Annotated in this window: 21 protein-coding genes; 10 read left to right on the top strand and 11 right to left on the bottom strand. The window is 64.2% G+C overall.

Annotation, left to right across the window (positions count from 1 at the left end; genetic code table 11):
* Nucleotides 1–179: 179 nt before the first annotated feature.
* Nucleotides 180–1,082, top strand: coding sequence for an AraC family transcriptional regulator (locus tag IEI94_RS20615; RefSeq protein ID WP_191169083.1), 903 nt, complete (start codon nucleotides 180–182; stop codon nucleotides 1,080–1,082).
* 16 nt (nucleotides 1,083–1,098) lie between these two features.
* On the opposite strand, the gene IEI94_RS20610 is transcribed toward IEI94_RS20615, so the two are convergent.
* On the bottom strand, nucleotides 1,099–1,524 hold the full coding sequence (locus IEI94_RS20610) for a VOC family protein (protein ID WP_191169082.1): 426 nt from the start codon (nucleotides 1,522–1,524) through the stop codon (nucleotides 1,099–1,101).
* A 102-nt stretch (nucleotides 1,525–1,626) separates the two neighbouring features.
* On the opposite strand from IEI94_RS20610, the gene IEI94_RS20605 reads away from it, so the two are divergent.
* Nucleotides 1,627–2,511 (top strand): LysR family transcriptional regulator, encoded by an 885-nt coding sequence (locus IEI94_RS20605; protein WP_191169081.1) that lies wholly within the window; start codon nucleotides 1,627–1,629, stop codon nucleotides 2,509–2,511.
* Nucleotides 2,512–2,576: 65 nt separating this feature from the next.
* A complete protein-coding gene (locus IEI94_RS20600) occupies nucleotides 2,577–3,365 on the top strand; it encodes an SDR family oxidoreductase (protein WP_191169080.1) in 789 nt (262 codons plus the stop codon).
* Between the two features lie 13 nt (nucleotides 3,366–3,378).
* On the opposite strand, the gene IEI94_RS20595 is transcribed toward IEI94_RS20600, so the two are convergent.
* Nucleotides 3,379–4,272 carry a DMT family transporter gene (locus tag IEI94_RS20595; protein WP_191169079.1) on the bottom strand — a complete coding sequence of 298 codons (894 nt, stop codon included), beginning with the start codon at nucleotides 4,270–4,272 and terminating at the stop codon, nucleotides 3,379–3,381.
* Nucleotides 4,273–4,479: 207 nt separating this feature from the next.
* Here IEI94_RS20595 and IEI94_RS20590 point away from each other — a divergent pair, with 207 nt between their 5' ends.
* The gene (locus IEI94_RS20590) at nucleotides 4,480–6,153 is read left to right on the top strand and encodes a C69 family dipeptidase (protein WP_224750217.1); all 1,674 of its coding nucleotides are present in this window, start codon (nucleotides 4,480–4,482) and stop codon (nucleotides 6,151–6,153) included.
* A gap of 88 nt (nucleotides 6,154–6,241) precedes the next feature.
* Here the strand turns inward: IEI94_RS20590 and argC are convergent, their stop codons facing one another.
* Together argC and IEI94_RS20580 are read right to left on the bottom strand one after the other, a co-directional pair.
* Nucleotides 6,242–7,189, bottom strand: coding sequence for an N-acetyl-gamma-glutamyl-phosphate reductase (gene argC, locus IEI94_RS20585; RefSeq protein ID WP_191169078.1), 948 nt, complete (start codon nucleotides 7,187–7,189; stop codon nucleotides 6,242–6,244).
* 70 nt (nucleotides 7,190–7,259) lie between these two features.
* Nucleotides 7,260–8,027, bottom strand: a complete 768-nt coding sequence (locus tag IEI94_RS20580; RefSeq protein ID WP_191169077.1) for a class I SAM-dependent methyltransferase — start codon at nucleotides 8,025–8,027, stop codon at nucleotides 7,260–7,262.
* A 185-nt stretch (nucleotides 8,028–8,212) separates the two neighbouring features.
* Between IEI94_RS20580 and IEI94_RS20575 the strand changes: the two genes are divergently transcribed.
* Nucleotides 8,213–9,292 carry an NAD(P)-dependent alcohol dehydrogenase gene (locus IEI94_RS20575; protein ID WP_191169076.1) on the top strand — a complete coding sequence of 360 codons (1,080 nt, stop codon included), beginning with the start codon at nucleotides 8,213–8,215 and terminating at the stop codon, nucleotides 9,290–9,292.
* A 63-nt stretch (nucleotides 9,293–9,355) separates the two neighbouring features.
* Here IEI94_RS20575 and IEI94_RS20570 read toward each other — a convergent pair whose 3' ends face one another.
* From IEI94_RS20570 to IEI94_RS20560, 3 genes are all read right to left on the bottom strand, one after another.
* Nucleotides 9,356–10,354 (bottom strand): NADP-dependent oxidoreductase, encoded by a 999-nt coding sequence (locus IEI94_RS20570; RefSeq protein ID WP_191169075.1) that lies wholly within the window; start codon nucleotides 10,352–10,354, stop codon nucleotides 9,356–9,358.
* Between the two features lie 178 nt (nucleotides 10,355–10,532).
* Nucleotides 10,533–12,023 (bottom strand): CoA-acylating methylmalonate-semialdehyde dehydrogenase, encoded by a 1,491-nt coding sequence (locus tag IEI94_RS20565; RefSeq protein WP_191169074.1) that lies wholly within the window; start codon nucleotides 12,021–12,023, stop codon nucleotides 10,533–10,535.
* Between the two features lie 35 nt (nucleotides 12,024–12,058).
* Entirely contained in the window at nucleotides 12,059–13,402 is a 1,344-nt protein-coding gene (locus tag IEI94_RS20560) for an aspartate aminotransferase family protein (protein WP_191169073.1), read from the bottom strand.
* Nucleotides 13,403–13,559: 157 nt separating this feature from the next.
* Here IEI94_RS20560 and IEI94_RS20555 point away from each other — a divergent pair, with 157 nt between their 5' ends.
* Nucleotides 13,560–14,480 (top strand): LysR family transcriptional regulator, encoded by a 921-nt coding sequence (locus tag IEI94_RS20555; RefSeq protein WP_191169072.1) that lies wholly within the window; start codon nucleotides 13,560–13,562, stop codon nucleotides 14,478–14,480.
* A 21-nt stretch (nucleotides 14,481–14,501) separates the two neighbouring features.
* On the opposite strand, the gene IEI94_RS20550 is transcribed toward IEI94_RS20555, so the two are convergent.
* The 4 genes from IEI94_RS20550 to IEI94_RS20535 form a co-directional block, all read right to left on the bottom strand.
* Nucleotides 14,502–15,557 (bottom strand): DctP family TRAP transporter solute-binding subunit, encoded by a 1,056-nt coding sequence (locus tag IEI94_RS20550; RefSeq protein WP_191169071.1) that lies wholly within the window; start codon nucleotides 15,555–15,557, stop codon nucleotides 14,502–14,504.
* Between the two features lie 40 nt (nucleotides 15,558–15,597).
* Nucleotides 15,598–16,884, bottom strand: a complete 1,287-nt coding sequence (locus tag IEI94_RS20545) for a TRAP transporter large permease (protein WP_191169070.1) — start codon at nucleotides 16,882–16,884, stop codon at nucleotides 15,598–15,600.
* Nucleotides 16,881–17,408, bottom strand: coding sequence for a TRAP transporter small permease (locus IEI94_RS20540; RefSeq protein ID WP_191169069.1), 528 nt, complete (start codon nucleotides 17,406–17,408; stop codon nucleotides 16,881–16,883). Before IEI94_RS20540 ends, IEI94_RS20545 begins: the two co-directional genes overlap by 4 nt.
* Before the next feature lie 381 nt (nucleotides 17,409–17,789).
* Entirely contained in the window at nucleotides 17,790–18,707 is a 918-nt protein-coding gene (locus IEI94_RS20535) for a MurR/RpiR family transcriptional regulator (protein ID WP_191169068.1), read from the bottom strand.
* 147 nt (nucleotides 18,708–18,854) lie between these two features.
* Here IEI94_RS20535 and IEI94_RS20530 point away from each other — a divergent pair, with 147 nt between their 5' ends.
* From IEI94_RS20530 to IEI94_RS20515, 4 genes are all read left to right on the top strand, one after another.
* On the top strand, nucleotides 18,855–20,078 hold the full coding sequence (locus IEI94_RS20530; protein ID WP_191169067.1) for a diaminopropionate ammonia-lyase: 1,224 nt from the start codon (nucleotides 18,855–18,857) through the stop codon (nucleotides 20,076–20,078).
* The gene (locus IEI94_RS20525; RefSeq protein ID WP_224750216.1) at nucleotides 20,071–21,300 is read left to right on the top strand and encodes a Zn-dependent hydrolase; all 1,230 of its coding nucleotides are present in this window, start codon (nucleotides 20,071–20,073) and stop codon (nucleotides 21,298–21,300) included. Before IEI94_RS20530 ends, IEI94_RS20525 begins: the two co-directional genes overlap by 8 nt.
* Before the next feature lie 48 nt (nucleotides 21,301–21,348).
* Nucleotides 21,349–22,287: an N-carbamoyl-D-amino-acid hydrolase gene (locus tag IEI94_RS20520; RefSeq protein WP_191169065.1), complete on the top strand. Its 939-nt coding sequence runs from the start codon at nucleotides 21,349–21,351 to the stop codon at nucleotides 22,285–22,287.
* Nucleotides 22,288–22,428: 141 nt separating this feature from the next.
* Nucleotides 22,429–23,202 carry a MipA/OmpV family protein gene (locus IEI94_RS20515; RefSeq protein ID WP_224750215.1) on the top strand — a complete coding sequence of 258 codons (774 nt, stop codon included), beginning with the start codon at nucleotides 22,429–22,431 and terminating at the stop codon, nucleotides 23,200–23,202.
* The last annotated feature ends 14 nt before the right edge of the window (nucleotides 23,203–23,216 follow it).

Below are 23,216 nucleotides of genomic sequence, written 5' to 3'. Positions count from 1 at the left end.
CTCGATCGGTCATGCCTCGTGGCGAGGCCATGGCGCCATTATTGGCCCAGGAGGGGTAGGGTACGACCGCCGTTTCTCCGGGGTTTTTGCCTATTTCTCCAGAAAGCCGGTTTTGCATGGCGTAATGCTGCGGAAAATCGGCATAATTTCGTGGTTTCCGACACCGAGAGGAAGGGCTCATGGCGCACCCACAGACGGCATCCGCGGAGCTGGTCGCACTGCTCGCGCCGCTGATCGAGGAAGATGGCTATACCGCCACGCCGCTGCCGGGCGTCTCGCTGATGGCCCTGCATCGTGCCCACGGGCCGACCCCGCTGATCTATGATCCCAGCCTGATCATCGTTGCTCAGGGACACAAGGTCGGCTATCTCGGCGCTCGCGAGATCCACTACGGGCCTGGCCACTACCTGGTTCAGACCCTGCCGCTACCCTTCGAGTGCCTGACGTTGGCCAGCGCCGAGGCGCCGCTGCTCGGGGTGTCGGTGCGTCTGGAGCCGGCGCTGCTCAGCGAGATGGTGGCGGCGATGGGAGATGCGGTGGCGGCGCAGGCGATGGAGGACCCGGTACCCATGGCCTCGGTAGCGATGACCAGCGGTATGCACGGGGCGGTGCTGCGTCTGCTGCAGGCCCTGCATGAGCCTGGCGCGGCGTCGGCCATGGGCGAGGCGCGGGTGCGTGACGTGGTGTTCGAGGCGCTCAAGGGCGAGCAGGGGCCGGCGCTGTGTGCCCTAGTGCAGCACCAGGGCCACTATGCGCGGATCGTGCAGGTGCTGTCGCGGCTGCAGGCGCACTATGCCGAGGAGATCTCGGTGGAAGAGATGGCCCGCCAGGCCAATATGAGCCCCTCGACGTTCCACCAGCACTTCAAGCAGATCGTCCACGCCTCGCCGCTGCAGTACGTCAAGCGGCTGCGGCTGATCAAGGCCCAGCAGCTTTTGGTGCAGGAGGCGTGCAACGTCAATCAGGCCGCGGCGGCGGTGGGCTATCGCAGCGTGTCGCAGTTCAGCCGCGACTACAAACGCTACTTCGGCGCCTCGCCGCTGCAGCATCGCCGCGAGGAGCGTGCGCTGCAGGCGTCCTGACCCGCCGACCTACTTGCTACTTGGCGAACAGCTGGCTCATGTCCTTGAAGGCCTTGAACTCCAGCGCGTTACCGCAGGGGTCGAGCAGGAACATGGTGGCCTGCTCGCCGACCTCGCCCTTGAAGCGCACATAGGGCTCGATCACGAACTCTGTGTTGCGGCTGCGCAGGCGCTCGGCCAGCGCCTCCCACTGATCCCACTCGAGGATGATGCCGAAGTGCGGTACCGGCACGTCGTGGCCGTCCACCGGATTGGTGTGGGCACCCTCCTGGGTGGAGGTCTTGGGGTGCTCGTGAATCACCAACTGGTGGCCGTAGAAGTTGAAGTCGACCCACTGCTCGCTGGAGCGCCCCTCTTCGAGACCGAATACCTCGCCGTAGAAGGTGCGTGCGGCGGGCAGGTCGTGAACGGGGATGGCCAGATGGAAGGGCGAGAGGCTCATGGTCGGCTCCTGTTGGAAATAAAGATCAGTCCACAGCCTAGGAGAGCTGAAGCTATAATAAAATCAATATATTTTTGTATAAAGCACAAAGAGTATTGATCAATGCTTCGTGAGCTGCAGACCTTTATCGCCGTGGCCGAGGCCGGAACCTTTGCCGCCGCCGGAGAGCGTATCGGCCTCACCCAGGCCGCGGTGAGCGCTCAGATGAAGCGCCTGGAGTCGTCCCTCGGCGTTGCGCTGTTCCAACGCCAAGGACGCAATGCCCGGCTCAATGCGCGTGGCCGCCACACCCTGCAGCAGGCCCAGGAGTTGGTGCGGCTATATCGCACCCTGGGCGCCGGCGGCGATGATCAGCAAGCGGCGACCCTGGTCAGCGTCGGCGCCATCGCCTCGGTGCAGCGCGGCCTGCTGCCCGGCGCCCTGGCCCGCTTTCACCGCCACTATCCCGGCTGTCGAACCCGGGTGATGCCGGGGCTGTCGATGCAGCTGGTCGATCTGGTGGATGCCGGTGAACTCGACATGGCGCTCAGCATCCGGCCGCCGTTCTCGCTGCAGAGCGACCTGCGCTGGACGACCCTGGCCCGGGAGCCGTTTCGACTACTGGTGCCCGCGGGGCAGTCAGCTTCAGGCTGGCGTGAGGGGCTCAGCGGCCAGCCCTTCGTGCGTTACGATCGCGCCTCCTTCGGCGGCCGCCAGGTCGAGCGTTTCCTGCGCGAGCAGCGTATCGACGTGCGCGAGGTGTGCGAGGTCGACGAGCTGGAGGCGATCGTCGAGCTGGTCGCCAAGCGCGTCGGCGTGGCGCTGGTGCCGGAAACGGCGGCGCTGCGCCGCTGGCCCGCCGAGGTGCACGCCATCGATCTGGGCGGCGATACCTTCCACCGCGATATCGGGCTGGTGCAGCGCGCCGGCGGCCAGGCCAGCGAGCCGGCCTGGGCGCTGGCCGAGCTGATCGAACAGGCGGTTAGCGCAATGGAGGATTGTCGCTAGGCGGTGTTAAGGGGCAGGCTCGGCTATCGATAGTGTGACACTCATTACCATGACAGGAGAGCAGCATGGATCTAGGCATAGCCGGCCGTTGGGCCATCGTCTGTGCGGCCAGCCAGGGACTGGGGTTCGGCTGCGCCGCAGCGCTGGCCCGCGAGGGCGTCAATTTGGCGATCAATTCACGCGACCCGGAGCGGCTCGAGTCAGCGGCGCAGCGGCTACGGCGGCTCCACCCCGGTATTGAGGTACACAGCGTGGCCGGTGATATCGGCACATCAGAGGTGCGCGATGCGCTGCTCGCCGCCTGCCCGCAGGTGGATATCCTGGTCAACAACAACGGTGGCCCGCCGCCCGGGGACTTCCGCGACTGGCAGCGCGATGACTGGGTCGGGGCGGTGGAGGCCAACATGATCACCCCCATCGAACTGATCAAGGCCTGCGTGGATGGCATGGCCGCGCGCGGCTTCGGGCGGGTGGTCAATATCACCTCGTCGGCGGTCAAGGCGCCCATCGATATCCTCGGACTTTCCAACGGCGCGCGCTGCGGTCTGACCGGCTTCGTCGCCGGCTTGGCCCGCCAGCCCCAGTTGGCCGGCAACAATGTCACCATCAACAACCTGCTGCCAGGCGCCTTCGATACTCAGCGCCTGGCCGGCACCCTCGACAAGGTCGCGGCCGCTTCCGGTGAGCCGCTGGCGGCGGTGCGTGAAAAGCGCGCCCAGGCCATCCCCGCCCAGCGCTTTGGCAGTGCCGATGAGTTTGGCAGCTACTGTGCGTTTCTGTGCAGCGCCCAGGCCAGCTATATCACCGGCCAGAACCTGCTGATTGATGGTGGTAACTACCCGGGTACCTTTTGAGTGATAGCGCCCGTCAGGGCGGCGGCGTCGGTACCGCACGCCGCCTGAACCGCACCATCCGGGTGGCCACGGCGGTGCCGGTCAGGGTGATCGCCATGCCGATCAGGATCTGCATGCTGAGCACCTCGCCGAGCAGCAGAAAGCCCCACAGCAGGGCGCTGACCGGCACCAGAAAGGTCACCGTGGAGGCGGCGGTGGCGCCGGCGCTGGAGAGCAGTCCGAAGTAGAGCAGGAAGGCCACGGTGGTGCTGAACACGGCCAGCGCCAGGGCGTTGGCCCAGGCCAGGCCGCCGATCGGCTCGCTGGGCCATAGCAGCAGGCCGGGGACCAGAAGGATCAGGGCCGACATCGCCGAGCTGCCCGCTGCCAGTACCCGCACCGGCAGGTGTGAGAGGTAGGTCTTGGAGTAGTTGCCGGCGATGCCGTAGCAGAAGGTGGCGCCGAGCACCGCGAGGATAAACCAGCCGTCACCGCCCAGCGCGAAGTCGAGGCGGTTGGCGGAGAGCACGTAGACGCCGGCCAGCGCCAGCGCAAGTCCCAGGTACTGCTGGCGGCGCACCGGGGTGGTGAAAAACAGCGCGCCGATCAGCGCCGTGAAGATCGGTGTGGTGGCATTGATCAGCGACGTAAAACCGGCCTCCAGCCGCGTGGTGGCCAGCGCCAACAGGCTAAAGGGCAGCACGTGGTTGATGAAACCGAGCATGAATAGCTGGCGCTTGTACTGCCATACCAGGCTCAGGTAGCGGGCGCCGAGCAGCAGCGGGATCAGCAGCAGGGCACCGATGCCCATGCGCACCAGCACCAGCGGCACCGGGCCGAATTCCGGCACCGCCACGCGCATGAAGATGAAAGACAGTCCCCACAGCGAGGAGAGCAGCAGCAGGCGCAGGGTATCGGCGGGAGACATGCGACGTCCTTGTGAATCGGTAGCGATCCAGCTTACGACTGCTGCGATGGGAAAGGAAGCGCGCTAACGAATGCGTGTTGCTAAGGTGCTGGTTCTTGGCTTAGCCGATGCATGCTATGGGGCATGATTTGACAAGCCGAGTGGGATTGCTGACGGTAAAAAGCCTGCAGGCCTGTATCGACTAATACCGACAAAGGGAGGTAGCCCATGGGGTTTGAGCGAAGAGGGGGACTCGCCTGGATGGTGTCGTTAGGTGTCATGCTGCCTATTGGCTACGCTCAGGCAGATACGCCTTCCCCCGGCGAGATGGGGCACCCGAATCAGAAAAGTATCGGGATCTATATCGGCAGTGAACTGACCGAGGATGGCAGTACCTATCTGACCGGCTTCGGCCACGAGCCCTCTAGTCACTGGCTCGAGATCATTCCCCGGCAGCAGCATCCGGAGGGGGCGACCTGGCAGGTCGGTGTGACCGATCAGGCGCGCATCCCCGGTGAGCTGATCGATATTCCCCAAGTGTCGACGACCTACAAATACATTTCCTCGAACTATTCCGAGTTTGCCGGTTTCCCGCCACCGCTGACCAATGGTGGGCTGAATGAAAAGGGGGTAGCGGCTCGCGATATCTGGTCGCCATCCCGGCCGGAGCTGGTGGCAATGTCGGAGGAGGCTGCCGAGCAGACGCCCCAGACCGGCCCCCAGTACAGCGATCTGGCCAAGGCCGCGATGGAGAGAGCGTCAAGTGCCCGCGAGGCGGTGGAGATCATTGGTGGCCTGATCGATGAACACGGCTTCTCTACCTATGGTGGCAACTCTCATCTGATTGCCGACGCTGAGGAGGGCTGGGTCTTCATCAACTTTGCCGGTGGCCAGGGGCTATGGGCGGCCGAGCGACTGGGCGCCGATCAAATACGGGTCTCGTATCCGGGATACATCCATGACTTCCCCGCCGACCCCGGTCAGTCTGACGACTACATGGCCTCGGACAATTTTGTCGACTTTGCCATCGAACAGGGCTGGTGGGACGGCGAGGGCGATCATTTCAACGTCCAGGAGACCTATGGCCAAGCGTTTCCCGCCGATGACCCGGGCGACTTTTATCCGGCCTTCTACACCGAGGCGCGTAACCCGCCGGCGCTCGAGAGCGAGCTGGAGGAGATGGGCCCGCTGACACTTGAGGACATGCTGGCCTATGTGCGAGACCCTCGCTGGTCTACCGACTTCAGCGGCTACGGCCAAGTCGCCGAACTGCGCCCCCAGGCCCATCCGGAGTTACAAACCCTGTGGGTAGCGGTGACCAGCGCCATTACCACACCGTTCGTGGGAATCCCGATCGGCGCCGAAGATGTGCCGCCGGAGTTCAAGCAGCATCGCTATATGACCAAGGATGCCGATTCGCACTTTCTGGATCCGGACTACGGCCCCCTGGAGGCGACTCGCTATGCCACCCGCACCTTCAAGCGACTGCTCTATCATACCTGCGAGCATCCTCAAGACTTCCTGCATCCGGTGACCGGTGAGATTGAACGCTTCGAACGCCAGCTGCTGGATGAGCGAGGCGACGTCGAGGCAGAGGCGCTGGCGCTGTTCGAGGCGGGGGACGATGCCCAGGCGCGTGAGTTCATCACCGCACGTATTGCAGAGCATCTACTGGCCAGTCTGGAATTGGGCGAGGACCTGGTACGCGAGGTGGAGCGCCAGACTCGCGAGACTTACGGCATTCGTATGCCCGAAGGTGACGTCGCCGAAGGTGAAACGGCCCCGGCCACCAGCCAGCCGATGGCACGCCATGGCTGGGGGGCGATGATCCACTGCTATGCTGACGAGCTCGATGAGTATCCTCGCCGGCACGGCGACTACGCCGGATCGTCGCTCGATTGATGGGGTAGGCGAACAGCGTGGACCGGCTCCGAGCAGCGGGCCGCGGCCGCAAAGCTCGCGGCCCGACCACACGTCTAGCGAGGGCGGCTTAGGCGTCGAGGCCGATGCTCTCGTCGAGGCCGAGGTGGATATTCATGTTCTGCACTGCGGAGCCCGCCGCGCCCTTGCCGAGATTGTCGAGGCGCGATACCAGACACAGCCGCTCGGCGCTGCCGAATACGAACAGGTCGACGCGGTTGGTCTCGTTGCTGCCCTCGACGTCGAAGAAGCCGCCGTCGAGGTTGGCCATATCGTCGACGCCGTGGACGCGGACGAAGGGCTCGCCGGCGTAGCGCTCACGGTAGGCATCGAGCAGCTGCTCGGCGCTGACCCCGGCTTTGAGGTGCGAGCACTGCAGGGGCACCGTGACCGCCAGCCCCTTGAGGAAGGGACCGACCACCGGTGAAAACACCGGCGGCTGGGCCAGGCGGCCATGCTGCTGCATTTCTGGCAGATGCTTGTGGGCCAGGCCCATGGCGTAGGGGCGCGGCGCCTGCAGCCGGCCATCATGGTCGGCCTCGTAGGTGGCGATCAGCTGCTTGCCGCCGCCGCTGTAGCCGGTCAGCGAGAAGGCCGACAGCGGATAGTCGGCGGGCAGCAGGCCGGCGTCCACCAGCGGGCGCACCAGCAGGATAAAGGCGCTGGCGTGGCAGCCGACGTTGGCGATGCGCTTGCTGGCGCGAATGGCGTCGCGCTGGCCAGGGGCCAGCTCGGGCAGGCCGTAGGCCCAGTCAGGGTCGGTCCGAAAGGCCGTGCTGGCATCGATCAGGCAGGTATCGGGGTTGTCGACCATCGCTGCGGCCTCGCGGGAGGCCGCGTCCGGCAGGCACAGGAAGGCCACGTCGGCGGTATTCAGCAGGCGTGCGCGCTCGACGGGGTCCTTGCGTTTGTCGCTGTCGATGCGCAGCAGTTCGATGTCGCTGCGCGCGTTGAGATACTCGAACAGCCGCAGGCCAGTGGTGCCTTCCTGCCCGTCTACGTAGACCTTGAATGCCATGCCGTGGGGTGCCTCGCTGAGAACCAATCGATAACTAGGGCCAGTATTGTGCGCATTTCGCGCCGCCTTGTCACACCCGGGCGCGCACTCTCAGGCGCACATAGTCGGCGCTCCAGTGGCCGGTGTCATCGCGCAGGCTATGGGCGAGCAGCGTCATGGTGTTCTCCAGAACCGCCTCGCGCACGTCCTCGTCGAGACCGTGCAGGAAGGGGTTGGCGAAGGTCTCGAGCCAACCCGACATGCCGGTAGACAGCGGTGTGGGCCGCGGTATCAGGGCGATCTCCTCGACCCGGAAGCCGGCGTTCTCCAGCAGTTGGCGGTACTCCTCGGCGGTGGGAAAGTACCAGGGGTGGCGGCCGCGGGCGCTGATGCCGCGAAACTGCAGCGAGGCCAGCAGCGCGGTGCAGATGGCGGCGACGTTGCCGTGGCCGCCGAACTCGGCGACGAAACGCCCGCCGGGCTTGAGCGCCCGCTTGACCCCGGCGATCACCGCCTGGGGCTCGAGCATCCAGTGCAGCGCAGCGTTGCTGAAGACGGCGTCGAACTCGTGGTCGAACGGCAGCCGGTGAGCGTCGATCACCTGTGCGGTGATGCCCCGCTCACGGGCAGCCTCGACCATCGCCTCCGAGGCGTCAACGCCAACGATATCGACGCCGAGCTTGGCCAGGCGCTCGCTGAGCGCACCGTCGCCGCAGCCGAGGTCGAGTATGCGCTCGCCGGCCTGCGGGGCCAGCAGCTTGACCACCTCGCTGCCAAGGCTCGGCACGAAGTCGGCGTGGTGGGCGTAGTCAGCAGCATTCCAGTGCTGGCCGGGGGCGTTATGCGGCGGTGTGGTCATGGGCCAGTCTCGTCGGCGGTGTCGTCGAGGCAATATAGCAGTTCCGTGGAAAAGCTGGCTATGGTGGGGGCCCCTTCGACCCCCTCTGCTCTTAACCCCCGGCCTTGATCCAGGACAATAACCGTTGCATGTGGGTGTGGCCTGATGGAGCAGTGCCCTGATCTACCGCGCAGAGGAGTTGCCCCATGCCAGCCATGATGAAAGCCGCTATTTTCGTCGAGCCCGGTCGTATCGAGATCGACGACAAACCGATTCCCGAGATCGGCCCCAACGACGCCCTGATGCGGGTGACCACCACGACCATCTGCGGCACCGACGTGCATATCCTCAAGGGTGAGTATCCGGTGGAGCGCGGCCTGACCATTGGCCATGAGCCGGTGGGGGTGATCGAGAAGCTCGGCGCCAACGTCAAGGGCTACCGCGAAGGGCAGCGGGTGATCGCCGGCGCGATCTGTCCCAGTTTCACCTCCTACGCCTGCCAGGACGGCTGCAGCGCCCAGGACGGCGGCCACCACAGCCACGGTTACAAGCCGATGGGTGGCTGGCGCTTCGGCAACACCATCGACGGTGCCCAGGCCGAGTATCTGCTGGTGCCGGATGCCGAGGCCAACCTCTCGCCGGTACCGGATGGTCTGACCGATGAGCAGGTGCTGATGTGTCCGGATATCATGTCCACCGGCTTCGCCGGGGCGGAGTCCGCCGGGATCAAGATCGGCGATACGGTGGCGGTCTTCGCCCAGGGCCCGATCGGGCTGTGCGCTACCGCCGGAGCGCGGCTGCGCGGTGCGGGCATGATCATTGCAGTGGATGGCGTCGACGAGCGCCTGGCGATGGCCAAGCAGATGGGCGCCGACGTGACCCTGGATTTCCGCAAGGTCGACGTGGTCGAGGAGATCCTCAAGCTTACCGGGGGGCGCGGCGTGGATGCCGCCATCGAGGCGCTCGGCTTGCAGCAGACCTTCGAGTCAGCGCTGCGGGTGCTAAAGCCCGGCGGTACGCTGTCGAGCCTCGGCGTCTACTCCGAGGATCTGACCATTCCGCTGGGGGCCTTTTGCGCCGGCCTCGGCGATCACAAGATCATCACCTCGCTATGCCCCGGCGGCAAGGAGCGCATGCGCCGGCTGATGAGCATTATCGCCGCCGGTCGTCTCGATCTCGGCCCCATGGTCACTCACCGCTATGCGCTGGAGAATATCGTCGAGGCCTACGAGCTGTTTTCCCATCAGCGCGACGGGGTACTCAAGGTGGCGATCCAGGCGGCCTGAGCAGCAAGATGCGGGCGACCCAAGGGCCGCCCGCTGGTATGAGCGTTGCCTGCCGGGTCGTGGTTACAGCTTGACCAGCATCTTGCCGTGGTTGGCGCCCTCGAACAGCTTGAGGAAGGCGTCCGGGGCACTCTCAAGACCGCTCTCGACGGTCTCCTGGTAGTCGATCTCGCCCTTGGCGACTTGGGGGCCGACCTCGTCGAGGAAGCGTGAATACTCATCCCAGTGGTCGAAGACGATAAAGCCCTGCATCTTCGCCCGCCGAATCAGGATCATCGCCAGGTTGCTCGGCCCGGGCTGCGGCGCCTCGGCATTGTAGCGGGCGATCATCCCGCACACCGCGATCCGGGCGCCGACCTTGAGGTTGTTGAGCGCCGCTTCCAGGCAGTCGCCGCCGACGTTCTCGTAGTAGACATCGAAGCCCTCCGGACACGCTTCCTTGAGCGCCTGGCTGAGCTCATCGGCGCTCCTGCCGCGGTAGTTCACCGCGGTGATCCCGTGCTGCTCGAGCCACTCGAGCTTGTCGGCCGCGCCGGCAATACCCACCACCTTGCCGCCTTTGGCCTTGGCAAGCTGCACCGCCAGCGAGCCCACCGCACCACCGGCGGCACTGACCAGCACATTATCGCCGTCGCGCATCTCGGCGATGCGATTGAGGCCAGTCCAGGCGGTCATGCCCGGCATGCCGAGTACGCCAAGATAGGCCTGCTCGGGGACCTCGATGCCGGGCAGTGGCTCGAGCATATCGCCTGGCAACTGAGCGATATCCCGCCAACCGCCCATATGGCGTACCTTGTCGCCCTCGGCGAAGCGGGCATCGCGGGAGGCGGTCACCTCGCCTACTGCCGCCCCCTCGAGGGGGGCGTTGAGCTCGAACGGGTCAATATAGGTCGTCACGCCGCTCATGCGGCCGCGCATATAAGGATCGACCGAAAGCCAGGTGTTGCGTATCCGCACCTCGCCGTCGCCGAGTGGTGGCAGCTCGCGGCTATGCAGCTCGAAGAGGTCGCGGGACGGGGTGCCCTTGGGGTAGTCGTTGATAGTGAAGTAGCGTGATTGCATTCGTGCGCTCCATTGCCGTGAAATGCCAATCCCGCCCAGAGTAGGGCAGGGAGACGCTGAATTCGATGCTAGCGGAGGTGTCGCTTAACCCGTCGCTGATAACAAGACAGCCGAACCGGTCTCCCGGTTCGGCTGTTATCGGCGGCGGTTATCCGTTACTGCCGCTGGTCTGGTCCGTTCACGACGGGAAGGAGAACTGCGCGCCTTCGCGCACCCCTGCAGAGGGCCAGCGCTGGGTGACGGTCTTGCGCTTGGTGTAGAAGCGCACCGCATCCGGCCCGTAGGCGGCCAGGTCGCCAAACAGCGAGCGCTTCCAGCCGCCAAAGCTGTGGTAGGAGACCGGGACCGGCAGCGGCACATTGATGCCGACCATGCCAACCTGAATGTTGTCGCTGAAGTAGCGCGCCGCTTCGCCGTCGCGGGTATAGATGCAGGTGCCGTTGCCATACTCGTGATCGTCGATCAGCTGCATCGCCTCCTGCATGGTGTCGACGCGGACCACCAGCAGCACTGGCCCGAAGATCTCCTCCAGATAGCAGGTCATCTCGGGGGTAACCCGGTCGATCAGTGTGCCGCCGACGTAGAAGCCGTTCTCATGGCCGGGAACCTCGACGCCGCGGCCGTCGACCACGATCTCGGCGCCCTGCTCCTGAGCGCCGGCAATATAGCCACACACCTTTTCCATGTGTGCCTTGGTGATCACCGGGCCGAAGTCGTTATCGCCGTCGTGGTAGGGGCCGACCTTGAGGGTCTGCAGCTGCGCCTGCATCTTGCTGATCAGGGCATCGGCGGCGGCATCGCCCACCGCGACGGCCACCGATAGGGCCATGCAGCGCTCACCGGAGGAGCCGAAGGCGGCGCCGGTCAGCGAGCTGACCACGTTGTCCATGTCGGCATCCGGCATCACGATGGCGTGGTTCTTGGCGCCACCCAGTGCCTGGCAGCGCTTGCCGTTGGCACTAGCGCGGCTGTAGATGTATTCGGCGATGGGGGTAGAGCCGACGAAGCTCACCGCCTTGACCCGGCTGTCGTCGAGCAGGGTGTCGACGGCTTCCTTGTCGCCGTTGACGACGTTGAGCACGCCGGCGGGCAGGCCCGCCTCCAGTGCCAGTTCGGCAATATAGAGCGTGGAGCTGGGGTCGCGCTCGGAGGGCTTGAGCACGAAGGTGTTGCCGGTGGCGATGGCCATGGGGTACATCCACAGCGGCACCATGGCCGGGAAGTTGAACGGGGTGATGCCGGCCACCACGCCCAGCGGCTGAAATTCGCTCCAGGAGTCGATACCGGGCCCGACGTTCTTGCTGTGTTCGCCCTTGAGCAGTTCGGGGACACCGCAGGCGTACTCGACGTTCTCGATGCCGCGCTGCAGCTCGCCCTTGGCATCGTGGACGATCTTGCCGTGCTCTTGACCGATCAGGCGGCAGATCTCGTCGGCGTTATCCTCCAGTAGCTGCTTGAAGCGGTACATGACCCGGGCGCGCTTGGCGGGGGGCGTGTCGCGCCACGCCGGAAAAGCGGCCTCGGCGGCGGCGATGGCCTCTTCGACGGTGGCCTTGCTGGCCAGACTGACCTGGCTGCCCACTTCGCCGGTGGAGGGGTTGAAGATATCCTGGGTGCGACGGCCGTCTGCGACCCGTACCCCGTTGATCAAGTGGCCAAGCGTGGTCATGACAATACCTCTAGCAGAAACGTGTGTAAGTATGTTCAGTCGAGTTCGCCGATGGCATCGCCCAGAACATTCATCAGGCGGTCGATCTCTTCGTGCTCGACGATAAACGGCAGGCCGAGCTGGATGGTGTCGCCGCCGTAGCGCACATAGACACCTTTCTCCCAGCACTTCATGGCGATCTCGAAGGGCCGCCGGGTCGGCTCGCCGGGATAGGGCTCGATCTGCAGGGCGCCGGCCAGGCCGTAGTTACGGATATCGCTGATGTAGCGCGTGCCCTTTAACTCATGCAGGGCCGACTCGAACACCGGGCTCATCTCGCGCACGCGATCGATCAGACGGTCATTCTCGAGCACATCCAGTGCCGCCAGCGCCGCGGCACAGGCCACCGGGTGACCGGAGTAGGTGTAGCCGTGGGGCAGTTCGAGCATGTAGTCAGGCCCGCCCTGCTCCATAAAGGTCTGGTAGATCTCGCCCTGAACGATTACCGCCCCCATGGGCACCGCACCGTTGGTCATCTGCTTGGCAGTGTTCATGATATCCGGCACCACGCCGAATGCATCGGCCCCGGTCATTGCACCCATGCGGCCAAAGCCGGTGATGACCTCATCGAAGATTAGCAGGATGTCGTGGGCATCGCAGATCTCACGCAGGCGTTGCAGGTAGCCGACCGGTGGTGGAATCACTCCGGCCGACCCGGCCATCGGCTCGACGATCACCGCTGCTATGTTGGAGGCATCGTGCAGTGCGATCAACTCCAGCAGCTCCTCGGCGCGTTCGGCGCCGCGCTCCGGCATGCCGCGGGTGAAGGCGTTCTCTGCCAGCAGGGTATGGGGCAGGTGGTCGGCGTCGACCCCCTGACCGAACAGCGCACGGTTGGCGCCGATACCACCCAGACTGATGCCGCCGAAGTTGACGCCGTGATAGCCCTTCATGCGGCCGATCAGTTTGGTCTTGGTGGGCTTGCCCTTCTTGCGCCAGTAGGCGCGGGCGATCTTCAGGGCGGTGTCGGCGCTCTCGGAGCCGGAACCGGTGAAGAAGACGTGGTCGAGCCCTTTGGGGGTCATCTCACGCAGCCGATGGGCCAGTTCGAAGGCCTTGGGGTGGCCGAACTGAAAGGCCGGCGAATAGTCCAGTTCGCCCAGTTGGCGACTTACCGCCTCGGTAATTTCCGGGCGGCAGTGGCCGGCGCCGCAGGTCCAGAGGCCGGAGAGGCCGTCAAAGATCTGGCGCCCCTCGGCGTCGGTGAAGTAGCTGCCCTTGGCGCCGACGATGATCCGCGGGTCGCGCTTGAACTGGCGGTTGCCGGTGTAGGGCATCCAGTAGGCATCCAGCTGCTCTGCGCTTAGCCCGGCGGTGGGCGATAACTCTCGCTGTGACATGACGGTAACCCCTTTTCGTGGCCGCTATTATTGGCATTCTGACTAGCAGCCTAGACCCGGCCGGTGATAAGTTAAATCTAGAAGTTTTTAAGCTTATGCAAGCATATGGTTAACTTTCACCGTGACGGCCATGGCCGTCGAGCGAGAGGCTGAATCGATGTCGCGGCGCAAAGCGGCCCTGAGCGGTCAAGTGAGTGATGCCGATCTGCGCCTGCTGCGGATCTACCGCAAGGTGGTGGAGTGCGGCGGTTTCTCTGCCGCCGAGGTGGAGCTCAATATCAGCCGCGCGGCAATCAGCATGGCCATGAACGACCTGGAGACCCGGCTCGGTCTGCGGCTCTGCCAGCGGGGGCGCAGCGGCTTTTCGCTTACCGATGAAGGGGCTGAGGTGTATGAGGCTGCCCAACGGCTGCTGGCCGCGGTGGAGGGGTTTCGTACCCGGGTCAACGGCCTGCATGCCTGGCTCAAGGGGGAGCTCAATATCGGCATCACCGATAACCTGGTGACCATGCCCGAGATGCATATCACCCATGCCCTGAGCGCCCTCAAGGAGCGCGGACCGGAGGTACATATCCATATCCGCATGATGCCCCCCAGCGAGATCGAACTGGCGGTGCTGGATGGCCGCCTGCATACCGGGGTGATTCCGGCGCTCAAGACCCTGGCCGGGTTGAACTATCTCTCCCTCTACGAGGAGCACTCGCAGCTCTACTGCGCGGCTGAGCATCCGCTGTTCACGGCGGATGCGCTGACCGAGCAGCAGCTGGCCGAGCATGACGCCGTGGTGCCTGCGTATGCGCAGACGCCGGAGGTCAAGGCGCTGCATGAGCCACTCAAGGCCGCCGCTTCGGCCACCGACCGCGAAGGCATCGCCTTCCTGATCCTCTCCGGGCGCTATATCGGCTACCTGCCGACCCACTATGCCGAGCGCTGGGTGCGCGACGGCCGAATGCGACCCCTGCATCCCGAACGCTGGCACTATCTGACCCGCTACTGCGCCATCACTCGCAAGGGAGCGCCCCCCAATCTGGTCATGGAGGGCTATCTGGAGGAGCTGCAGCGACTGATCACGGCGTGATCAGTCGCCGTACTGGTCGATTTACTCTTGAGCTGCGCTGATGGCATCCAGCATGGCGTCGAGCAGGGCGACGCCGTCGTCACCATAGCGATCGACGATCACCTCACGAACGGCGGGCTGGGCGGCCTCGACAAAGGCTTCACGCGCCTCGGGGGTAATGGTATTGACCTCCATGCCTTGAGAGAGCTTGGGCAGGCCGCCATCCGAGGCCTCGATGATCCTCGACATGGCGCGACCGGCATCCACCGCCACCTTGCTGGCCCAGTCGATGATCTGCTGGTGCTCCTCGGACAGACCGTCGTAGAAGTCGTCATTGATCAGCCAGAGATAGGGCGTGATCAGGTGGTTGCTTATGGTCAGGTACTCCTGAACCTCATCGAAGTTGGCAAACGCGGTCTGCTGGATCGGGTTCATCTGGCCATCCGCCACACCGGTCTGCAGGGCGGTATAGACCTCCGACCATGCCAGCGGTGTGGCCCGGGCGCCCAGCGAGTTGATCATCGCCTCATGGGTCGGCAACGTCATGGTGCGGATCCGCAGCCCCTCCATATCGGCAGGCGAGGTGATCGGCCGCTCCGAGTTGGTGAAGTGGAAGAAACCGCCGCTGTCGAGCAGGCCAAGCAGTTTCAGGCCGTCGGTCTCGGCTTCCAGGTCGGCGGCCAGCATCTGGCCGAAGTCGCTGGAAAGGTCGATCACTTCGGTGGCAACCCCGATGTTGGGAAAGGCAAAGGGGATGTCGAAGATACCGATCCGTGGATAGTGCTCGGCGATACCGCCCGCAGAGGAGATCGTGGATTCGACGATGCCCTGGCTGACCTGGTTGATGACGTTGGCATCCTCGCCGAGCTGGCCGGCGGGATACACCTCGATCATGAGTTCACCGTTGCTGGCGGTTTCCACCAGCTGCTTGAACACCGCGGTCATGGCGCCTGAGTTGCTTGCTGTGGCTTCCGGCGGATTGAGGTGGGCGATGCGCATGGTAGTGGCGGCGTGAACTGAAACGCTGGCGAGCAGGGTCAGCGACAGGGTGGCGGTGGCCAGGGCACAGCGTGTGGTAGGGAAGGGGCGAGTTGTCATGCAGGACTCCTTGGATACGAAGGTCCGCCAGGCGCCGGCGCTAGCCGGCCAGCCCGAGCAGACGGGGGACGAACAGGGTGATGGGCTGCCAATAGGCCGCCAGGATCAGCACCAGTAGCTGCACCACGATGAATGGCCACAGCGAACGGGTGATGGATTCGATGCGTTCGCCGGTGACCGAGGCCAGCACGAACAGGCAGGCCCCGACGGGTGGCGTCATCAGCGAGATGGTCAGCGAGAGAATGATGATCATGCCGGCATGCACCGGCTCCATGCCGATCGCCAGGGTCAGTGGTGCCAGCACCGGCGCCAGGATGATCAGCGCGGCGTTGATGTCCATGAACAGCCCGATGAACAGCAGCAGGGCGATGATCATGCCCACCACCACCGCCGGATTCTCGGAGATCGACAGAAAGCCGCTGGCGATCAACTGGGGGATCTGGTTGAAGGTCATCCACCAGCCGAGAATCGATGCCGAAGCGATGATCAGGAAGATCACCCCGGTGATCAGGGTGGTGCGGGCAAGCATCTCGTAGAGGTCGCGCAGGCTGATGTTGCGATAGATCACGCAGCCTACGAACAGCGCGTAGAACACCGCCAGCGCCGCGGCTTCGGTGGGCGTGGTGATGCCGGTGAGAATCGCGGTCAGGATGAACACCGGCAAGATCAACGCCAGCACGCTGTAGCGAAACTCCCTGAGGATACGGGTCAGGCTCGGCCGGCGGTCGTCCTTGGGCAGGTTGAGACGGCGTGCAGTCGCGGCGATCAGGCACATGCAGACCAGGCACAGCAGCAGCCCAGGAATGATTCCCGCGGCGAACAGCCCGGCAATGGAGACCCCCATCAACGAGCCGTAGATGATCGCCAGGGTAGAGGGGGGAATGATCGGGCCGATGATCGAGCCGGCGGCGGTCACGGCACAGGCGTAGGACCCCGAATAGCCGGCCTTCTTCATGGCCGGCACCAAGGTGTTGCCGAAGGCCGCGGCGTCGGCGGTGGCCGAGCCGGTGAGCCCGGCGAACATCACCGAGGCGAGCATGTTGGAGTGGGCCATGCCGCCGCGTAGCCAGCCCACCAGCGCCTGGGCGAAGTTGACCAGGTTCATGGTCAGGCCGGAGCGGTTCATGATCTCGCCGGCAAGAATGAAGAATGGCATGGCCAGAAAGGGGAACAGATTGAGCCCCGAGAAGAAGCGATCCGGCACCATGGAGAGGAAGCCTGTGCCGCCCGTATCGAAGATCCCGATCATGCCGGCGACGCCCAGCACGATGCCGACCGGCATGCCGAGGAACAGCAGAATGAAGAAAGCTGAAGCGACAATGATCATGTGAGAGTCCTTTCCGACGCGTCCAGGGCTGGCCGCGGTGACCTGGCCAGCAGGTCACGGGCAGCGGCCAGTGCGAGCTGTATGCATGCCATGCCCGAGGCGATGGGGATGATCAGGTAGGGGTAGCCCCGGGGAATGCCGAAGATCATGGTGGACTGGTTGAAACCGCGTTCCACATAAGTTAGCCCGTAGAAGAACATGACAGCGAAGAACAGTATGCCGATCAGGTCGAAAGAGAATGCGAGAGTCTTGCGTAGCGTTCTGGGCAGGCGATCGAAGATCACCAGCATGCCGACATGCTGGCGCTTGCAGATGCCGATTGATATTGCCAGCAGGGCAACCCAGATCATCAGGTAGCGTGCCAGCTCCTCGGTGAAGGTCAGGTTCCAGGGCAGCGCGTAGCGGGAAAGAATACCCAACCATACGGTCACTACCAGTACTGCCAGGAGTGCCACGGCACAGCGTTCCACCCAGAGATTGAGAGATTCACTGATGCGAGTGAGTCGGTGGTGAAGGGTGTTCATAGCGAAGGGGAGCTCACGGTGAATTATCTAGGTATCCACATTCAATAAGCGTTCCATTCATGATGTGTGTTCTTTAAAAACAAATAGATAGCTATGATCTATGGAGAGAGTTGTGAGTCGAGTTTTTCTTTAATGGGTTATAATGGTGCAACGATGCACTGATATAATGCTTTAGCTATAAGTGTATTATCCGATGAAGGTTATGAGGAGGTGGAGAGGAGCCAGGGAGGTAATTGAGGTAGTGGAGAGGAAGGGTTTTTACGAATAAGAACGAAGAGTCTGGCGATCAATATTGATTGATCGCCGTAGGTAATCGTGAAGAGTGGTGTTGATTGAAGAGGGAGTTGATCGTGAGGTTTTTGTTGTGTTGTACCTCTTTAGTTACGATTTTGCGCTGGGGACTCGTTGGGAAAGCCAGCTGAAGGCATCAAGCTCATCGAGCTCGTCATGCAGTGTTTCGATTCGTCTCAAGCGTTCCTGCCCCTGGTGTAACTCGTGGTGGAACAGAGAAGTGAACAGCAGGTTTATCACGCTCATGGTGGCCGAATAGCTATCGAAGAGCGATTCTGAACGCACCTGGCAGGCAAAGGTCCAGGTGGCATCACGCGTCGATTCTGTCGCCGAAGGGTCGGTCAGCAACAGGGTGCGAGCACCCTGTTGGCGAGCAATCTCCAGAATGCGCGAGACCATGCCCACGCGACGGCGCATGCCGACCATGATCAGCACGTCCTGCTCGCCGATGTCGACAAGGTCCTCGGCCAGGGTCTGGCCCGATTTCGGCAGCAGGGCCACGTCGGGGCGCACGATCTGCAACTGCCGCTGCAGATAGCTGGCGAGCATATGGCTGTTGCGAAATCCGGCCACATGGACGCGTCTGGCGTGGGCAATGGCGTCCACCGCATCACGCAGGCGATCCGGGCGAATGGCCTCAAGGGTGCCGGTCAGGTTGTGGATCTCCTGACTCAGATGGTCGGCAATCGGCTGGCTCGGCATGCCATCGCCGGACTTTACGCCGGATGAGGTGGCGGATGAGAGATAGACCGGCGACCCCCAGCGTTTGGTCTCTCGTGCCTGCTGGCGGGCCTCATTGAAATCCTTGTATCCGAGACGCTGGAAGAAGCGCGATGCCGCGGCGCGTGATGTGCCGGCTGCCTCTGCCAGTTCGCCGGCACTGTAGGTGGCGATATCTCCGGGAAAGCTCAGCAGCAGGTCGCCCAGACGCTTCTCCGCCGGTGGCAGAGCGTCGTAGTGCACATGAATCCGCGCTTCGAGCGGCTGGGCATCTTGGATCGTGGTCATGTGGCGATGATGCCATCCTCAGAAGAAATTGAAAACCCATTTCCAATCGTTGACAGAATGAAAATAATATTTCAGATTGGATGGCAACTGATCAACCCCGTTCAACCCGCTTTCGGGCCCCGTTTGCGGTCTGCTTCAAGGATGCCCATGCGCCCCCTGATCCTTCACGACAGCGTGCTTCACTTCGCCAACCCGCGTGCCAGGCGCGGGGAGCCGATCGGCCCGCGGCCTCGCGCCGTGCTCACCCAGGACGCGATGATCGCCGCCCGCGACGAGATTCGCCGCTGGCCGGGTTATGCCCCCACGCCGCTGGTGGAGCTCGAAGGTTTGGCAGCGGCGGCCGGGGTCGGCCAGGTATTCTACAAGGACGAGGCCCACCGCTTCACGCTCAACAGCTTCAAGGCGCTGGGCGGTGCCTATGCCGTGCTGCGCCTGCTGTTGTCACGGCTGCCCTCGGGGGTGACCGCCGACGATCTACTGGCGGGGCGCTACCGCGAAGCGGTTGCCGGCATCACGGTCTGTTGTGCCACCGATGGTAACCATGGCCGTTCGGTGGCCTGGGGTGCCCAGCAGTTCGGGGCGCGCTGCGTGATCTATCTGCATGCCACGGTGTCGCAGGGGCGCGAGGAGGCCATTGCCCATTTCGGTGCGGAGGTGCGCCGGGTGGGCGGCAACTACGACGACTCGGTTCGCCAGGCGGCGCGGGATGCCGAGGCGAACGGCTGGTTCGTGGTATCCGATACCTCCTATCCCGGCTATATGACGGTGCCGCGGGATGTGATGCAGGGCTATACGGTGATGATCGATGAGGCGGTGCAGCAGCTCGAGACGCCGCCGACCCACTGCTTCATCCAGGGCGGCGTGGGTGGACTGGCAGCGGCCACCCTGGCCCAGCTCTGGGAGGCCTATGGGACCGAGCGTCCTCGGGTCGTGGTGGTCGAGCCCGAGCGCGCCGCCTGCCTCTATGCCAGCGCCCGTGCCGGCGTGCCCACCGCGGTGGAGGGGGAGCTGGAGACACTGATGGCGGGCCTGGCCTGCGGTGAGGTCTCCCTGCTTGCCTGGGAGGTGCTGGACGAGGGCATCGATGACTTCATGGCCGTCAGCGATGCCGCTGCCGTGGATGCCATGAAGCTGCTGGCCGATGGCGTCGGCGATGATGCCCCGCTGGTGGCGGGCGAGAGTGCGGTGGCCGGCCTTGCCGGGCTGCTGATCGCCCGGCAGAGCCCTGAGCTTAGCCGGGCGCTGGGCCTGGATGGCCAGAGCCGGGTGCTGCTGATCGGCAGTGAGGGCGCCACCGATGAGGCGGTCTATCGGGAACTGGTCGGACGTTCGTCGGCCGAGGTAATCGGGGAGGTACATGCCCATGGGTGATTCACTCACAATCAGTGGCCCGCGTCTGATGGCACGCCTGCAGACTCTTGGCGAGATCGGTGCCTTACCGGGTGGCGGAGTGTGCCGGCTTGCGCTCAGCGAGGAGGATCGCCAGGGGCGCGAGCGCGTCCTGGCCTGGATGCATGACCTGGGGCTCGAGGTCAGCAGCGATGCCATGGGCAACCTGTTCGGTCTTCGCCCCGGCTTGGAGGCGGGCCCACCGGTGATGACCGGCTCGCATATCGACACCGTTCGTACCGGTGGGCTCTACGACGGCAACCTGGGCGTGCTGGCTGGCCTGGAAGCGATCGAGACCCTGAACGATGCCGGTATCACCACCCGCCGTCCGCTGTGCGTGGCTGTCTTCACCAACGAGGAGGGGGCCCGTTTCGCCCCGGACATGATGGGGAGCCTGGTCTACGTCGGCGGCATGCCATTGGAGGAGGCCCTGGCGACCCGGGGCATCGATGGGGAGCGGGTGGGCGACTGCCTGGATGCTATCGACGCCCGCGGCAGCGACCCGGTGGGCGCCCCGGACGTTCATGCCTTCGTGGAACTGCACGTGGAGCAGGGGCCGGTGCTGGAGGAGACCGGCGTGACCCTTGGTGCCGTGGAAAAGGTGCAGGGCATCTCCTGGACGGAGTTCACGTTCACCGGCACCTCCAACCATGCCGGCACCACGCCGATGCGGTTGCGCCACGACGCAGGCTACGCCGCCATGGCTACCGCCACCTTCGTGCGCGAGCTGGTGACCCGCATCGGTGGCGATCAGGTCGGCACCGTGGGCTCGCTGGAGATCGCCCCCAACCTGGTCAATGTGGTGGCCAACCACGCCCGCTTTACCGTGGATCTGCGCAACACCGTCAACCAGCAGCTGGCAATGGCCGAGCAGGAACTGGCCGATTTCGTGGCACGACTGGCGGGGCAGGAAGGCATCCAGGTCGAACGCCGCACCCTGGCGCGCTTCGATCCGGTGCCCTTCGACCCGGCCATGGTGGACCTGGTGGAGAAGCAGGCCCATGCCCTCGGCCACTCGGTGATGCGCATGCCCAGCGGTGCCGGCCACGATGCCCAGATGCTGGCCAGGGTCTGTCCCACCAGCATGATCTTCGTGCCCAGCGTCGGCGGTATCAGCCACAACATCCATGAATTCACCTCGCCTGAAGACCTCGAGGCCGGCGCTAACGTGCTGCTGCAGGTTCTGCTGGCCTTGAGCGAATGACGTCAGGCTGCGTGGCCGTCGTCAGTCCGCTCCCCACAAGGAATTCCCATGAGCCGTAAAGTGATCGTAGGCGCCGCCCAGCTGGGCCCCATTGCCCGCCAGGAGACCCGCCGCCAGGAGACCCGCCGCCAGGCCGTTGCCCGGATGATTGCGCTGATGCGCCAGGCCCATGCGCGTGGCGTGCAACTGGTGGTCTTCCCGGAGCTGGCGCTGACCACCTTCTTCCCGCGCTGGTACTTCGATGACCCGGCGGAGCTGGATGCCTTCTTCGAGCGCGAGATGCCCGGTCCGGAGACCCGGCCGCTGTTCGATACCGCCCGCGAACTGGGTATCGGCTTCTATCTGGGCTATGCCGAGCTGGTCTGGGAAGCGGGGCAGGCGCGCCACTTCAATACCTCGATTCTGGTCGATGGCCGCGGCGACATCGTCGGCAAGTACCGCAAGGTGCACCTGCCCGGGCACCATGAACATGAACCCTGGCGCCCGTTCCAGCATCTCGAGAAGCGCTATTTCGAACCCGGCGATCTGGGGTTTGGCACCTGGCAGGCCTTCGGCGGCACCATGGGGATGGCGTTATGCAACGATCGGCGTTGGCCGGAAACCTACCGCATGCTGGCCCTGCAGGGGACGGAGCTGATGATGCTCGGCTACAACACCCCGATTCACTATCCGCCGGTACCGGCCCATGACCACCTGCAGGGCTTTCACAACCACCTTTGCATGCAGGCCGGCGCCTACCAGAACGGCATGTGGGTGGTGGGCGTCGCCAAGGCGGGCCGGGAGGAGGGCTGCGACCTGCTCGGCCAGAGCTGCATCATCGCCCCTACCGGCGAGATCGTTGCCATGGCCGATACGCTCGAGGATGAACTGATCACCCACGAATGCGACCTGGATCGCACCCGCGAAATCCGCGAGCATATCTTCAATTTTGCGCTTCATCGTCGCCCGGAAACCTACGGCTTGATCACTCAGCCGACGCCTGGTTGAAACCGCCCCTGCCATGGTGGCGCTTTGACCCTCCCGCGTATCCCTCTTGAGCGTAGGGATCTGCCAGCGACTCCGACGTTTGTCTCTTGCATTATTGCTGCACGATTACATACAATCAAAAATGTTTGTAGGCTTGCAAGAATGACCAAGAAAAAGGATATGGCGATGCGCGGATGGTGGCTGGGGCTGGCGGCTGGGCTGGCGGTGACGCCGGCGATGGCGGAGGACTTGTGGCAGGGAAGCGTCGGGGCGGGAGTGCTGGTAACGCCGGAGTATCTGGGCAGCGATGATATGCGCACCCGAGCCTGGCCGTCGCTGGAGCTGCGCTACGGCGATGCGTTCTATTTCAACCCCCGCGAGGGGCTGGGCTGGAACGCCATTCGCGAGGGCAACTGGGTAGTGTCGCCTTATCTCGGCTATACCTTCGGGCGCGATAATCGCGGCGAGCTAGCGGCGTTCGAAGAGGTCGACGGTGGCGCAACGCTCGGCCTGAGGGTGAGCTATGACCAGGGGCCATGGCGCTACAGCCTGTCCGGGGAGTCTGCCGTAACCGGCGACGTCAACGGGTCGGATTGGCAGGCGCGTGCTACCTGGAGAGCGCCCCTCGACGAGCGCACCTTCGTCACCCTTGGCCCCAGTGTCAGCTACTCCAGCGCCAGCTGGACGCGAGCGATGTTCGGCGTCTCCGCCGAGGATAGCGCCCGCTCCGGGCTGACGGCGTATGAGCCCGGCAGCGGCTACCTGCGCTATGGGCTGAGCGGCACCGTCAGCTATGCGCTGACCCCGGCCTGGTCGCTCACCGCCTTGGCAGGCGTCACCTATCTGAGCGGCGACGCCGCCGACAGTCCCATCGTCGACGATGTTGGCGATTCGCTGCAGCCGGTGGTCGGGGCTTTTATCAGCTATCGTTTCTAAGGTTACGTTCTCAA

This window comes from Halomonas sp. ML-15, from assembly GCF_014779595.1.
In the GTDB taxonomy this organism is placed as follows: Bacteria; Pseudomonadota; Gammaproteobacteria; order Pseudomonadales; family Halomonadaceae; genus Franzmannia.
The sequence above is the reverse complement of the archived record's forward strand: the minus strand, read 5'-3'. Positions and strand labels throughout refer to the sequence as shown.

Bases quoted from the DNA above. Each gene is read 5' to 3' on its own strand.
- IEI94_RS20615 (WP_191169083.1), top strand. From the start codon at position 180: ATGGCGCACCCACAGACGGCATCCGCGGAGCTGGTCGCACTGCTCGCG.
- IEI94_RS20610 (WP_191169082.1), bottom strand. From the start codon at position 1,524: ATGAGCCTCTCGCCCTTCCATCTGGCCATCCCCGTTCACGACCTGCCC.
- IEI94_RS20605 (WP_191169081.1), top strand. From the start codon at position 1,627: ATGCTTCGTGAGCTGCAGACCTTTATCGCCGTGGCCGAGGCCGGAACC.
- IEI94_RS20600 (WP_191169080.1), top strand. From the start codon at position 2,577: ATGGATCTAGGCATAGCCGGCCGTTGGGCCATCGTCTGTGCGGCCAGC.
- IEI94_RS20595 (WP_191169079.1), bottom strand. From the start codon at position 4,272: ATGTCTCCCGCCGATACCCTGCGCCTGCTGCTGCTCTCCTCGCTGTGG.
- IEI94_RS20590 (WP_224750217.1), top strand. From the start codon at position 4,480: ATGGGGTTTGAGCGAAGAGGGGGACTCGCCTGGATGGTGTCGTTAGGT.
- argC (WP_191169078.1), bottom strand. From the start codon at position 7,189: ATGGCATTCAAGGTCTACGTAGACGGGCAGGAAGGCACCACTGGCCTG.
- IEI94_RS20580 (WP_191169077.1), bottom strand. From the start codon at position 8,027: ATGACCACACCGCCGCATAACGCCCCCGGCCAGCACTGGAATGCTGCT.
- IEI94_RS20575 (WP_191169076.1), top strand. From the start codon at position 8,213: ATGCCAGCCATGATGAAAGCCGCTATTTTCGTCGAGCCCGGTCGTATC.
- IEI94_RS20570 (WP_191169075.1), bottom strand. From the start codon at position 10,354: ATGCAATCACGCTACTTCACTATCAACGACTACCCCAAGGGCACCCCG.
- IEI94_RS20565 (WP_191169074.1), bottom strand. From the start codon at position 12,023: ATGACCACGCTTGGCCACTTGATCAACGGGGTACGGGTCGCAGACGGC.
- IEI94_RS20560 (WP_191169073.1), bottom strand. From the start codon at position 13,402: ATGTCACAGCGAGAGTTATCGCCCACCGCCGGGCTAAGCGCAGAGCAG.
- IEI94_RS20555 (WP_191169072.1), top strand. From the start codon at position 13,560: ATGTCGCGGCGCAAAGCGGCCCTGAGCGGTCAAGTGAGTGATGCCGAT.
- IEI94_RS20550 (WP_191169071.1), bottom strand. From the start codon at position 15,557: ATGACAACTCGCCCCTTCCCTACCACACGCTGTGCCCTGGCCACCGCC.
- IEI94_RS20545 (WP_191169070.1), bottom strand. From the start codon at position 16,884: ATGATCATTGTCGCTTCAGCTTTCTTCATTCTGCTGTTCCTCGGCATG.
- IEI94_RS20540 (WP_191169069.1), bottom strand. From the start codon at position 17,408: ATGAACACCCTTCACCACCGACTCACTCGCATCAGTGAATCTCTCAAT.
- IEI94_RS20535 (WP_191169068.1), bottom strand. From the start codon at position 18,707: ATGACCACGATCCAAGATGCCCAGCCGCTCGAAGCGCGGATTCATGTG.
- IEI94_RS20530 (WP_191169067.1), top strand. From the start codon at position 18,855: ATGCGCCCCCTGATCCTTCACGACAGCGTGCTTCACTTCGCCAACCCG.
- IEI94_RS20525 (WP_224750216.1), top strand. From the start codon at position 20,071: ATGGGTGATTCACTCACAATCAGTGGCCCGCGTCTGATGGCACGCCTG.
- IEI94_RS20520 (WP_191169065.1), top strand. From the start codon at position 21,349: ATGAGCCGTAAAGTGATCGTAGGCGCCGCCCAGCTGGGCCCCATTGCC.
- IEI94_RS20515 (WP_224750215.1), top strand. From the start codon at position 22,429: ATGACCAAGAAAAAGGATATGGCGATGCGCGGATGGTGGCTGGGGCTG.